12 protein-coding genes are annotated in these 13,505 nt (G+C 42.7%); 7 read left to right on the top strand and 5 right to left on the bottom strand.

The window, feature by feature from the left end:
* Window positions 1-20: 20 nt before the first annotated feature.
* The 6 genes from CYCPU_RS0102930 to CYCPU_RS0102905 all read left to right on the top strand — a co-directional run bounded on the left by CYCPU_RS0102930 (window position 21) and on the right by CYCPU_RS0102905 (window position 5,405).
* Window positions 21-1,964, top strand: a complete 1,944-nt coding sequence (locus CYCPU_RS0102930) for a penicillin-binding protein activator (protein WP_020161879.1) — start codon at window positions 21-23, stop codon at window positions 1,962-1,964.
* Window positions 1,964-2,323: a YraN family protein gene (locus CYCPU_RS0102925; protein ID WP_016389780.1), complete on the top strand. Its 360-nt coding sequence runs from the start codon at window positions 1,964-1,966 to the stop codon at window positions 2,321-2,323. The genes CYCPU_RS0102930 and CYCPU_RS0102925 overlap by 1 nt, the downstream gene beginning before the upstream one ends.
* Window position 2,324: 1 nt before the next feature.
* The gene (locus CYCPU_RS0102920) at window positions 2,325-2,915 is read left to right on the top strand and encodes a phosphoheptose isomerase (protein ID WP_015005387.1); all 591 of its coding nucleotides are present in this window, start codon (window positions 2,325-2,327) and stop codon (window positions 2,913-2,915) included.
* A gap of 5 nt (window positions 2,916-2,920) precedes the next feature.
* Window positions 2,921-3,508 (top strand): BON domain-containing protein, encoded by a 588-nt coding sequence (locus tag CYCPU_RS0102915; protein ID WP_020161877.1) that lies wholly within the window; start codon window positions 2,921-2,923, stop codon window positions 3,506-3,508.
* A complete protein-coding gene (locus CYCPU_RS0102910) occupies window positions 3,508-4,890 on the top strand; it encodes an FAD-binding oxidoreductase (protein ID WP_016389783.1) in 1,383 nt (460 codons plus the stop codon). The genes CYCPU_RS0102915 and CYCPU_RS0102910 overlap by 1 nt, the downstream gene beginning before the upstream one ends.
* 68 nt (window positions 4,891-4,958) lie before the next feature.
* A complete protein-coding gene (locus tag CYCPU_RS0102905) occupies window positions 4,959-5,405 on the top strand; it encodes a universal stress protein (protein ID WP_015005384.1) in 447 nt (148 codons plus the stop codon).
* 1 nt (window position 5,406) lies between these two features.
* Here the strand turns inward: CYCPU_RS0102905 and nadC are convergent, their stop codons facing one another.
* Together nadC and CYCPU_RS0102895 are read right to left on the bottom strand one after the other, a co-directional pair.
* Window positions 5,407-6,243 (bottom strand): carboxylating nicotinate-nucleotide diphosphorylase, encoded by an 837-nt coding sequence (nadC, locus tag CYCPU_RS0102900; RefSeq protein ID WP_015005383.1) that lies wholly within the window; start codon window positions 6,241-6,243, stop codon window positions 5,407-5,409.
* Between the two features lie 83 nt (window positions 6,244-6,326).
* Window positions 6,327-8,543: a DUF1631 family protein gene (locus CYCPU_RS0102895; RefSeq protein ID WP_020161876.1), complete on the bottom strand. Its 2,217-nt coding sequence runs from the start codon at window positions 8,541-8,543 to the stop codon at window positions 6,327-6,329.
* Window positions 8,544-8,714: 171 nt separating this feature from the next.
* On the opposite strand from CYCPU_RS0102895, the gene ampD reads away from it, so the two are divergent.
* Window positions 8,715-9,278 carry a 1,6-anhydro-N-acetylmuramyl-L-alanine amidase AmpD gene (gene ampD / locus CYCPU_RS0102890; protein ID WP_015005381.1) on the top strand — a complete coding sequence of 188 codons (564 nt, stop codon included), beginning with the start codon at window positions 8,715-8,717 and terminating at the stop codon, window positions 9,276-9,278.
* Here ampD and lspA read toward each other — a convergent pair.
* The 3 genes from lspA to ribF are packed head-to-tail and all read right to left on the bottom strand — an operon-like array spanning window position 9,261 to window position 13,504.
* Window positions 9,261-9,734 carry a signal peptidase II gene (gene lspA / locus CYCPU_RS0102885; protein WP_016389788.1) on the bottom strand — a complete coding sequence of 158 codons (474 nt, stop codon included), beginning with the start codon at window positions 9,732-9,734 and terminating at the stop codon, window positions 9,261-9,263. The two genes, ampD and lspA, sit on opposite strands and share 18 nt — an antisense overlap.
* 10 nt (window positions 9,735-9,744) lie before the next feature.
* Window positions 9,745-12,558, bottom strand: a complete 2,814-nt coding sequence (gene ileS, locus CYCPU_RS0102880) for an isoleucine--tRNA ligase (RefSeq protein WP_020161875.1) — start codon at window positions 12,556-12,558, stop codon at window positions 9,745-9,747.
* A 7-nt stretch (window positions 12,559-12,565) separates the two neighbouring features.
* Complete coding sequence (gene ribF / locus CYCPU_RS0102875) at window positions 12,566-13,504, bottom strand: bifunctional riboflavin kinase/FAD synthetase (RefSeq protein ID WP_015005378.1); 939 nt, start codon at window positions 13,502-13,504, stop codon at window positions 12,566-12,568.
* Window position 13,505 lies beyond the last annotated feature (1 nt).

Genomic DNA, 13,505 nt, shown 5'->3' with positions numbered 1-13,505 from the left:
GCGGTTTAAGTCGTTCGTTTATGAGTCCATACAAAAAGAGTTTAATTACGCCTTTCAAACTAGTAGTTATAGCGTTTATCGTACTGCTTTTAGCAAATTGTAGCGCTCTTGAACCGATAGAAACGCCCACGGTCGAACAGTCTAACCCATTGGCAATTCAAGCCCAAGAAGCTTTGTCTCAACAACAATTTTCTCGTGCGGCAATGCTGTTCAAACAACTGGCAAAAAACAGTCAGGCCCCTCTCAAAAACCAATATCTAATATCTGCTATTGAGGCCTATTTTAATGCTGGCGACCTAGCAAATGCTGACTCGCTCATTGACTCTTTACTGACACGTTCATCACAGCTTACCAGTGATAATAAACTATCCCTCGCAACACTCTTACTTGAGCAAGGTAAAGCCGAAGACGCTATTAGCGTATTAATGAGCGTAAGTGAGCTTAATTTAAACAACGAACAACGCATTGATCTTCACACACTGACTAGCTCTGCTTTCTTCCAAGCTGGTAATTTAATCGAAAGTGCCCGCGAACGCATTATATTAGATGCACTCATAAATGAGCCCACTAGCAAGCTCAATAATCAATTGGACTTAGTGAATGTTTTATCTTTATTGTCCGAGCACGCTCTACGTGCTTTATTACCAACAGCTGACAACAATATGGCTGGCTGGGTAGACCTTGCCATTATAAAAAAACAACAAGTCACCTTTATTCCAAACAGTTCTGATGTTGAATCGTGGAAACAACAATACCCCACACACGCCGCGAATGGTTCATTTCTTCTAACCATGGCCAAACAGTCCCAAGAAAACTTCATAGCACCCAATAAAGTAGGCGTTTTCCTTCCAAGCCAAGGCCCTTTCTCACAGGCTGCTTTTAGTGTTCGTAAAGGCATCACCGCTGCTGCATACTCCATGGCCAACAAATGGCCGCTGAATATTCATTTTTACGACACCTCATCTGCACCCGTTGAAACGCTTTATCAACAAGCCATAAGCGATGGCGTTAACATCATTATTGGCCCACTGGACAAAATAAACCTTAGTAAAATAGCCTTATTACCTGATTTACCCATCCCTGTTATTGGGCTCAATAAAAATGGTAGTCATCATAGCCCTCATTACGTTGAGTTCTCGTTGTCACCCGAAGAAGATATTACGCAAATACTCAGTTTTGCTTGGCTAAAAGGGCACCAAAAAGCATTAATTTTAACGCCTCAATCAAACAGTGGCGAACGATTAGCCGGTCATTTTTCATCGCTTTGGCAAAAACTTGGTGGACAAGTTCTAGATGTACAAACATACGAAGCTAATCAAGCAGACTACTCCACTGCCATTAAAAGCCTGTTACAAATTGACGACAGTGTTTACCGCTTTAAACAACTTCGTCAGCGCCTTAACCTGAACATCAAATTCGAAGAAAGACGTCGTCACGATGCAGACTTTATCTTTTTATTGGCAAGCCCTCGTGAAGGCCGCTTAATCAAGCCACAATTACGTTTCCACCGCGCTGCCGACATTGCTATTTTTAGTACTTCCAAAATTTACGAGGGTGAGCAAAACAAAGGGGCAAACCGTGATTTAGATGACGTTTTTTTCTGTGACATGCCCTGGCTTATCGAACCTAATAAGCAACAAAATGGCTCTCTCAACCAGGCACTAAAACAATGGCCCAATACTCGTGGGTTACACCGTCGATTAACTGCCTTTGGTTACGATGCGTATCAACTTATTCCACATTTAGAACACTTGAAATCCAACCATTTTGCTCGCCTTGATGGCAAAACCGGTATTCTTTCAATGAATAATAACGTCATTAACAGGCAATTGAGTTGCGGCCAATTCCAGCGCGGTCAAGTCAAATCATTAGGACTGGCACCTCACCTTGAGCGCACGATGAATATGCAATCAGTAGTGCCTTCTCCTCAACACACCGAACAAGTTAATACTGCCCCCCTTTAATGGACTCATCTAATGCTCTTGGTCAACAAAACGAGGACTTAGCACTTACCTTTTTACGTCAAAAAGGTCTTGTTCTTATACAAAGAAACTATCGTACTCGCTTGGGTGAAATTGACTTAATTATGAAAGACAATGACTACACCGTTTTTATTGAGGTTCGTTACCGTTCCTCAACGAAATTTGGCGGCGCTTTACTGTCTGTCGATCGACGCAAACAAGCTAAACTTATAAAGTGTGCTCAACACTACATTGCCAACACATCAGGCCAGCAAAACTTTCGATTTGATGTAATCGCAATTTCACCCTCCTCTAGCCAGCATGAGATACAATGGGTTACCAACGCATTTGATGAGTTCTAACATGAGTTTACAAGAAAGAATCTATCAACACTTTACCGATAGCATTCAAACAAAACACGACGCTTTAGAGTCGCTTCCCAACTCCATTGAATTAGCCGGCCAAGCTATTGTCCAGAGCTTACTTAACAATGGCAAAGTTCTAACCTGCGGTAACGGTGGGTCGGCAGGGGACGCGCAACATTTTTCTTCTGAAATGCTTAATCGTTTTGAACGTGAGCGCCCTAGCCTACCAGCTATTGCACTTAGCACAGACACCTCAACGCTAACCTCCATTGCAAACGATTATTCGTACGACGAGGTGTTTTCTAAGCAAATACGTGCACTGGGGCAAGCGGGCGATATTTTATTAGCCTACACAACAAGCGGAAACTCCAAGAACATCGTATCAGCCATCAGTGCTGCGCATGACCGAGAAATGTTGGTGATCGTCATTACTGGTAAAGATGGCGGCACGATAGCCGCTAATGATTTATTACAAGATAGCGACATTGAATTAAGGGTACCGTCTAACTCAACGGCCCGTATTCAAGAAGTCCATCTTTTAATCACCCATTGTCTTTGTGACCTGATCGACTTTCAATTATTCGGATAAACAACATGTTTTTTAAAAAAGCTTTTATAGTACCCGCTTTACTGTCCATCGTTTTATTATCAGGCTGTGCAGCTGTTGCTGTTGGAACCGCCACTACAGGCGCTGCCGTTGTTCATGACAGACGCACCACTGGCACCGTCATTGATGATCAAACCATTGAACTTAAAGCGTTGGGTGTCTTATATGGCGTAGATAATATTCGTATAAACACACACGTTAATGCTACTTGCTATAACGGTATCTTATTGCTAACCGGTGAAGCACCAACAGAAAGCCTGCGCAACGATATTGCAAATAGATTGCGCAAAATACCAAAAGTCCGAAAAGTACATAATGAAATTCTAATCGCTGCGCCAAGTTCCTTAGTCTCTCGTAGCAGTGACGGCCTGATTACCAGCAAAGCTAAAGTTGCTTTATTTAGCCTTAATAAAATAAAAGGGTTTGATCCCACTCGCGTCAAAATTGTTTCTGAAAACGGTGTCGTTTATTTATTAGGTATTCTAAAACAGCACGAAGTAACCCCTGTCATTGAAACAGTTCGGCGGGTAGGCGGTGTTCAACGTGTAGTGAAGTTGTTTGAAATTACTGACTAATGAGAAAAAAAAATGACGACTTTTTACAGCAGTTAACCGGGCTTTATCACGAAAAATCACTTTTCTTAGACCCCGCTGACTGTTGGAGTTACGGCTATGATAACAGCCGACGACACAAAGAACCCCTTGCTGTTGTTTTCCCTAGCTCTCATCAACAAATAATTGATACCGTCCTATTATGTAACACACATAATATAGCCATCACTGCACGTGGCAGCGGAACCGGCACAACAGGTGCTAGCGTACCATCGAATGGTGCAATTATCTTATCCACCGAGAAAATGGATAATATCATCAGCATAGACCCTGATAACCGCATGATGATTGTTGAACCCGGTGTAACTAATCAGGCCATTCAACAAGCGGCGGCAGAACATGGTTTCTTTTGGCCTCCCGACCCAACCAGCGCAAGCATTTGCACCGTTGGTGGAAACCTTGCTTATAACTCAGCTGGCCCACGGGCTGTGAAATACGGCACACCACGCGAGAACACATTAGGGTTAACCTGTATTACCGGCAGTGGAGAAACCTTAAAAACCGGCGCAAACACCACAAAAAGCGTCGTCGGCTACGACTTAACTCGACTCATTATTGGCTCTGAAGGTACCTTAGCCATTATTAGCCAAGCAACCCTAAAACTAACACCTTTGGCTGAAAGCAAACGCACACTTCAAGCTACTTACGATTCTATTCAAGCCGCGGCTAATGCCATTGCACGCATCATGGCACAACCAATCACCCCTTGCGCCTTGGAGTTTATGGATGGAACCGCAATTTCACTGGTTAAAGAAGACGCCCAATTAGATTTACCTGATAATGCACAAGCCTTACTAATGATAGAGGTTGATGGTGATCAATTTGGGCTGGATGCCATTGCAGATAAAGTCGCAGCGAGTGCATCGGTCGATGGCCTCATCGACATTCATATTGCCCATACAGCTGAACAAGTTAAACAGCTTTGGTCTGCTAGAAAAGCCCTTTCTCCATCTCTTCGAAAAGTCGCTCCAAAAAAAATAAATGAAGACGTGGTTGTTCCCGTTAGCTATATTCCTAAGTTAATTAATGGCCTTCAGGCACTATCTAAACATTATCAAATCCCTATTGTTAATTTTGGTCATGCAGGAAATGGAAACATTCATGTTAATCTTCTCGTTCAGCTTGAGCAGCTAGATAGAGCAAAAGAATGTTTAGCCGAGGTATTTGAATTAGTCATACAACTTAATGGCAGCCTATCTGGCGAGCACGGTATCGGGCTTGAAAAACGTGATTATATTAATTTAGAACTAGAAGCCACAGCTATCGGCATTATGAAAAAAATTAAGGCTCAATTTGACCCCAAAAATCTATTAAATCCGGATAAGGTATTTCCAATAGACGCATAAAATGGCTTGCCAAACCAGATGACTAACCCTTATTCTTACAGTAAGGAAGCAAACAGTAAGGAATTACCATGACGACTTACCAACATATTTTAGTAGCCCTAGACCTCAGCGAACATTCCTTATTTGTTTTAAAAAAAGCGCACGAGCTTGCTCAACAAAACCACGCCAAATTATCAGCTATTCATGTTATTGAACCCCTTGTAGAGTCCTCACATTTGGCATTTGATGGGACTATCTCAACTGATTTATTACCGGTTCAAGATGAGATTGAAGCGTCAGCAAAAAAGAAACTCAGTAAACTCGCCGCTTCCATCGACCTAGCAGAAGAAAACCAATTAATCCAAATTGGCCGCCCCGCTGATACGATTCATCAGCTCAGCAAAGACCTGCCATGCGACCTTATTGTGGTGGGAAGTCATGGACGACGTGGACTTAGTTTATTACTCGGCTCTACCGCTAATGCCGTCCTACACGGTGCAACCTGTGATGTATTAGCCGCTAGGGTTAATGACTAGCTTAGGCTTCTAAGTCCACGCGCATTGATAAGTCGACAGCTTGAATATTTTTTGTTAACGCGCCTACCGAAATAAAATCCACACCTGTTTTAGCAATATCTCGGATAGTCGATAAATTAACATTACCCGACGCCTCTAGTTTCGCAACGCCTTTATTAAGCTCAACCGCTTCACGCAATTGCTCTAAAGTGAAGTTGTCTAATAACAAGATGTCCGCTTTCGCTTCAAGTGCTTGTTTCACCTCGTCTAAGTTTTCAACCTCTACCTCAACATCAACCAGCGAACTGCTTAGACGAGCAGCAGCGACCGCTTTTGCAATTGAACCAGCCGCCATAATATGATTTTCCTTTATCAACATACCATCGTACAAGCCAACCCTATGATTAGACGCTCCGCCACAGCGAACTGCATACTTTTGCGCCAACCGTAAGCCAGGGATTGTTTTACGCGTATCTAATACGGTCGCTGACGTACCTTCAACTGCTTTCGCAAATTGCTTAGCAAGTGACGCTGTTGCCGATAAGGTCTGCAACATATTTAACGCTGCGCGTTCTCCTGTTAATAAAGCCCGTGCAGAGCCTGATAGGTAACACAAGGTATCACCAGCATATGCCTGCTCGCCTTCTTTAAACTGCCAATCGATGACAACCTTTTCATCCAGCTTTTTAAAAACCGCATTCACCCATGCTTGGCCACATACCAACATGGCTTCACGCGTTAGAATAGTTGCTTTAGCTAATTTCTCTTCTGGAATGACCAGTGCGGTTAAATCACCACTACCAACATCTTCTGCTAAAAACCGACAAACATCTTCGTCTATTATTTTGGGGTCGAGCATAAAAATCCATTCACCTGAAAAATAAAAAAAGCCTCTTTGTTAGAGGCTCTTTATTATCACATAATTTAATGCTAATAAGAATCTCATGCCAAGCCAGGTTCAGCACTTTTTGATGTCATTAGGCTCTTCATTCCCGCTAACACCCTGTCTACTAGCGGCGCCCTTTCTTGACCAATAATAGTCATTCGTTTTTGCCTAAACGCTTCTGCTAAATCATCCAGACTAATATCCATTGCTTTAACGCCGCAATCATTCACAAAAAGACATTGCATAGTAACCGAACTTTTCCAAGACAATTTGGCACGTAAAACACCACCATCTTCCCCCGTATACTCAACCCAATCACCAACATCTATTTTAGATGCCAACTTGCTGAATTTATCGTTTGGCATTTGTGCTTTTTTGCTTTCAAGCTCTTGCAATAAATCCTCTTCGAGGTTGTCACATAAGTCTTCGTTAACCTCAACCATAACTACCTTCTCAGCCACTGGAATATTGTCTTGTTCGCCGACCCTCATAACCAATAACTGTTTATGCCAGGACTCCAGCTCTTTAAAAAATGGAACGGATTGATGAAAATCATATGAGATATTTTCCAGTCCAACTTTAATGTCTTTCAACAACCTAGCCAGCCCCTCTATAATCAATTCTCTAGCCGCGTCATCCGCTGGCTCAACAACACTGACCACTAGCCTATCAATTACCTCAATACATTTCTGCGTTTCTTGTGGCTCCCTTTCGCGCCTTAATAAGGCTAATACAAGCACGTCTTTCCATGCGTCGTCTAAAAATAACTGAATGAACTCAGGCACTGACTTACCATTTAGTCGCAAAGCAATTTCATAGGCAGCTTGACGCTTTGTTAACTCAAGCTGTTCGGTACTTTTAGTCACTTTGCGAGAGCGTTCCTCTATCACGTCTATTTGACGCTGCTGCTGCTCCATAAATACATCAAATTCTTCATTAAGTTCAGCAAATATCTCCACGTCATTATCGAACTCCATCAGTACTCGCTCGACTAACTCTTCCATTTTTTCAAACACAGCACTTCTAATTTGTCGGTTCTTTTCGCTCACACCCAAGCCTGCTTGTGACATGGCATTTAGAAATTTTCTTGCTGGGTGACTTTTTTTGGCGAAAAACTCCTTATCTATCATTGCCACTTTTAAAATAGGAATTTGCAATTGAGCAATCATCGCCCGAACCGTATCGGGCAATTGACGATCTTGCAAAATCACATCAAAAAACATCGCAACCACATCAATTAATGTGTCATCTTGTTCTGCATATGGTTGGCGCTGACCATCAACTTGAATTCTTTCCCCAATTTTTAGGCGAACACTTTCAGCTATATCAATACCCTCCACTGCGCCTTCTTTTTGAAGATGAGTCAGTGTATCAACAAGCTCCGTTGTCGGTAGTTGCTGTCCAGACACTGTCAACCCATCGGACACCATGCTATCACCCTGCTGAGAACGATACACCTGCGCCATTTCAACCAAGCCCGTATATAGCGCAGGGTCAATTTCAGCCATCGATACTTTTGCTGTCGTGATAGGCTGCTCCGTGACCGGCGCCTGCTCGTGGTTCGTATGTGCTACTTTTTCATTAGTAAATGATTGTGCTGCCCGCTTAACGGCTGCATTAGTATTTTTGATTTTTGGTTTCGGTAATGTTGGCAGGATGCCTGCTTGAACAAACACCTCATTAATCTCCCCTAAAACATCACCTAAATTCGTAAGAACCTCTTGTGAAAATGATTCACACAAAATGTTATGAGCCTGTTTTGAAAACGACTCGCCTTTCAATAACTCAACATAAGTCTTCAATAAAATGGCTGGGCCAAATGGGTTTTTACTCGCTTTAAGTTCGTCTGTGCCCGACACAAATTCAATGCGACGAGCTAGCGCATACAAGACATCAACCAACTCACTTTCACAGTTAGCAATATAGCCATCGATTAGTAACTGGCCTTCAATTTCGTCTGTTCCCAATAACTGTAAACCAGACCAATCTTCGGTTTCAACTGATGAGGCAAACGCTTCGCCAACCGTCGGATTAGGCGACGCTGAAAAACTAGAAAGGTTTTTAATCACACTATCAATGTATAGCGAAGGAATGTACAAAGAGGCCTTTTGAAACACCTTAATATCGCCGGTTGCAGCGTCCATTTTTTTGCTATCTATCGCATCAAACAACTGCTGTTCACTCTTTTCCAAGTGGATAACCAGCATTTTTTGCAAATAACTTTTCAATAAATTAACTGATGCATTAATCACCCTTTGCTTCTCTACCGACATAGTGTTCCTCGATGTTGAACGGTTGTTATTTTGGCGAATAGGAACTACCCTTGCCTGTGATTGTGCTTTTTCCATAAACTGAAATTTTTTTGTATTCTGGATACATAGAGTATAGTCAGCTCATGTATAAAGTTGTGCGCTAGAGCACATATTTAGATACCCTCATTTTATATGCCTGACACACCAACAAATATTCGCCTAGGTCTACTAGAAACTGCTGAATTTAAAGCCTCGCCGAATAAAAACGAGCGTCCAAACCCTTTTGATATTCGGTTAATTATTGTGCATGGAATCAGCCTGCCCCCTGATCAATTTGGAGCGGGTTGGATTGATGATTTTTTTCTTAATCAATTAGACCCTAAACAACACCCGTATTTTCAAGAGATTTGCACTCTTAAAGTGTCTTCACATTTATTAATCCGTCGTGATGGTAGCGTGACGCAATATGTTCCGTTTCAAGAACGTGCATGGCATGCTGGTGTTTCACAGTATGCCGGCGAGGACAACTGTAATGATTTTTCTATCGGCATAGAATTAGAAGGTGCGGACCATATCCCTTATACAGAGAAACAATACCAAGCACTTAGTTGCTGCTGCCAAACTTTGATACAACATTATCCTGAGCTTTCTACAGAAACCATCGTTGGTCATTGTGACGTTTCTCCGGGCCGAAAAACTGACCCTGGCGAAAGCTTCGATTGGCAAAAATTTAGGACGCTACTGACTGGCCGTTGAGTCTTCGCCTCGGAACATATCTATCAACATCATTACAACGCCAATTGAAATGGCTGAATCAGCAATATTAAATACGGGCCAGTGGTAAGAATTATAATAAACGTCTATAAAATCAATAACATAACCATAGGCAACCCGATCATATAGATTACCTATTGCACCACCCAAAATCAATGACAGGCTCACGGCCATCCATTTTTCTTTCGGCTTCAAACGGCTTAACCAAATCACCAAAATCAGTGTTGCAATCGATGCGATTGCGACAAAGAACCAACGTTGCCAACCACCGGCGGTACTTAAAAAACTAAACGCCGCGCCTTTATTATGCACATACGTTAAATTCACGAACGGCATAACATCAATAGACTCGTATAAGCTAAAAGATGCAACCACCCAAAGTTTACTGACCTGATCCAGAACTATAACCAGCAGTGACAATCCTAACCACTTAAACATACGGCTTACTCTAAGCGAACAGTCTTTGCTCACCGCTGCCTTCTATATTTTCTACGCAACGCCCACATAGTTCAGGGTGCGTTTCAGATTCACCCACATCGTGACGGTGATGCCAACAACGAATACATTTTTCATGCTCACTGGCAGTAACGGTGATGAATAACTGAGCATTATCCGTTGCCTTTGCCTGCTCGGGTTTGTCTGCAAGAGGTTTTACTTCGGCATATGAGGTAATAAAGATAAAACGTAGTTCATCGTTCATCTTAGCCAGTGTTTCATATAATTCACCCTCACAATACAAGATGACGCTTGCATCTAAGCCAGAACCAATTAGACCTTCTTCTCTGACGCGTTCCAGCTCTTTACTAACCAATTCACGCGTCTCTATCACCGGCTTCCAAAACGCCAACTCATTACTTACTTCAGTATCCTCAATCGGGAAACCGTCATAAGCAGTGGCCAAAAACACTGACTCTTCACGTTCACCTGGCATTGCTGACCAAATTTCCTCGGCTGTATAACTGAGTATTGGTGCCACCCAACGCACTAATGCTTCGGCAATATGGAACATTGCCGTTTGCGATGAACGCCTTGCTAAGCTATTTTGTTGTAATGTGTATTGGCGGTCTTTAATGACATCTAAGTAAAAGCTGCCCATTTCAACAGAACAAAAGTGGTGGATACCTTGGTGAACTTGTAAAAACTGGTATTGATCGTAGTGTTTCAATACGTCTTTTTGAACATCACGGGTTTTTTCAACCGCCCAACGATCTAATGGCAACATATCAGCAAACGCTACCATATCTTTTGCTGGATCAAAGTCATTTAAATTTGATAACAAATAACGTGCGGTATTTCTCAATCGACGATAAACATCAGATGCTCGTTTTAAAATCTCATCCGAGACAGTCATTTCGCCACTGTAATCATTAGCTGAAACCCAAAGGCGTAAAACATCCGCTCCAAGGGAGTTAATCACCTTTTGAGGCGCAATAACATTGCCTTTTGACTTAGACATTTTCATACCTTTCGCATCGACGGTAAAACCATGTGTCAAAACAGCCTTATAAGGCGCTTGGTCATTCATGGCAACCGATGTCAGCAAAGATGACTGAAACCAACCTCGATGTTGGTCTGACCCTTCAAGATACATATCCGCTGGAAACGTTAATGCTTCACGCCGCTCTAAAACACAGGCATGCGTTACACCAGAATCAAACCATACATCTAAAATATCATTAATTTTACTGTACTCATCCGCTTCATCACCTAGCAATGTCGAAGCATCTAAATCAAACCAGGCTTCAATACCCGACTCTTCTATAAGAACCGCCACTTGCTCAATCAAGCCAGCCGTATTGGGGTGTAATTCACCCGTTTCTTTATGCACAAACAAAGCAATCGGCACGCCCCAGTTGCGCTGACGAGAAATACACCAATCTGGCCGCCCCTCAACCATGCTATTAATACGCGCTTCACCCCATTCTGGCACCCACGAGGCTTGCTTAATCTCTGCCAGTGCCTTTTCTCGCAGATTATTTTTATCCATCGAGATAAACCACTGCGGTGTTGCTCTAAAAATGATTGGCGTTTTATGTCGCCAGCAATGTGGATAGCTGTGATTTAACACTTCTGAATGCACGAGCGCACCACGTTCTTTTAAAACGTCAATCACCTCATCATTCGCATTGAAAACATGTTTACCAGCAAACAAAGGAGTACTGGCTAAAAACACGCCATTATCGCCAACAGGGTTGTCCACTGGTAACTTATATTGCTGACCAATAATATAATCGTCCTGCCCATGGCCCGGCGCAGTGTGCACTGCACCTGTGCCTGCCTCAGCCGTTACATGATGACCGACAATAATAGGAACAACACGATCATAAAACGGGTGACTCAGCGTCATATGTTCCAAATCTTTACCTTTGCAATACCCAAGCACACGGTAATCTTCAATGCCATAACGTAACATTGCATCTTTTAATAACTTTTCCGCCAAAACAAGGCGCTCATCACCGCTTTGAACCAACACATAATCAAACTCAGGATTTAATGAAACCGCTTGGTTCGCCGGTAAAGTCCACGGTGTAGTCGTCCAAATAACGACGGAGATAGGGCCGTGCCCAGGTGCATTATCACTGCTGTGGAGTTGTTGTAAAAACCTTGACTCATCATTGACCGTAAAACGCACATCAATGGCTGGTGAACGTTTATCTTCGTATTCCACTTCTGCTTCTGCTAACGCAGAGCCACAATCGGTACACCAATGCACAGGCTTTGATCCCTTATGCAAATGACCTTTTTCAATAATACGGCCTAGTGAGCGAACAATATCCGCCTCAAATTGAAAATCCATACTCAGGTAAGGACGCTCCCAATCACCAAAAACACCCAGACGCACAAACTCTTCTTTCTGCATAGCTACTTGTTTGGTCGCATAGGCTCTACAGGCTTTACGAAACTCAGCTGCCGACACCTTCACGCCTGCTTTGCCGATTTTCTTTTCCACCATCAATTCAATAGGCAGGCCATGACAATCCCAACCTGGCACATAAGGCGAGTCAAAACCTTGCAGGGTTTTACTCTTTATAATCATATCCTTAAGTACTTTATTCACCGCATGACCAATATGAATAGGGCCATTTGCATAAGGCGGTCCATCATGTAGGACAAATTGAGGACGACCAGCAAATTTTTCACGTATTTTCTGGTACAACCCCATTTCCTGCCAACGTTTCAACGCATTGGGTTCGCGGTTAGCAAGGTTAGCCTTCATCGGAAAGCTGGTTTTTGGCAAGTTCAGTGTTGTTTTGTAATCCATGATGCTCTTAGGATGTTAATGTCTGATTAAAGTATGTTTTAGCTTGTTCAGAATCAATTAAAATTTGCTGCGTTAACTGTTCTAAATTTTCAAATTTTTTCTCTTCGCGTAATTTTTTTGCAAACGCAACGACAACGCGTTGACCATATAAGTCACCAGAAAATTCAAATAGGTGTGCTTCTAATAAAACCGCTGTTGCTTCTTCAATGGAAGGCCGCGTTCCAACGTTCGCAACCCCTTTATATACCACGCCCGATTCGAGTGTTATTGTAACGGCAAAAACACCTTTAAGCGGAGTTTTTCTATTTTTCACCCGGATGTTAGCCGTAGGAAAACCCAACTCTCGCCCTCGTTTGTGCCCATGCATAACACGACCGGACATACTAAAGCGCCTATTTAAATAAACCGCCACTTTATCTAGGCGCCCATTTTCCAACGCACGTCGAACTAATGTACTACTAACACGCTCATTTTCAATTTTAAAAGAATGGGAGCGCTGTACGGAAAAACCATATTTTTCTCCCGCGACTTTTAAATACTCAAAATTACCTTGGCGATTTTTGCCAAAACAAAAATCATCACCCACGATCAATAATTGAACATTAAGCCGTTGAACCAACATTTCTACAAACTGCTCTGCAGACATATTCGCCAACAAGTCATTAAAACGCACAAGATAAAGCGCATCAACGCCGGTTTCCGACAACTGCTCTATTTTATCTCTCGCAGTCGACACACGTGCAGGGGCTGCCTCAGCCCGAAAATATTCAATAGGTTGTGGCTCAAAACACATAACAACTGCTTGCAAGCCTAAGCTTTTCGCCTGTTCAATTAAGGCGCTCAACACCATCCGGTGTCCAACATGAACACCATCAAAATTGCCGATAGTTAACACGCTACCATTTGGAAAAGCCTGCCCATCTGGCAAGTACCTAATTAATCTCATA

Origin of the sequence: Cycloclasticus pugetii PS-1 (assembly GCF_000384415.1) — a bacterium.
Classification (GTDB): domain Bacteria; phylum Pseudomonadota; class Gammaproteobacteria; order Methylococcales; family Cycloclasticaceae; genus Cycloclasticus; species Cycloclasticus pugetii.
Note: the sequence above shows the minus strand (reverse complement) of the source record. Positions and strands in the feature narration are given on the sequence as shown.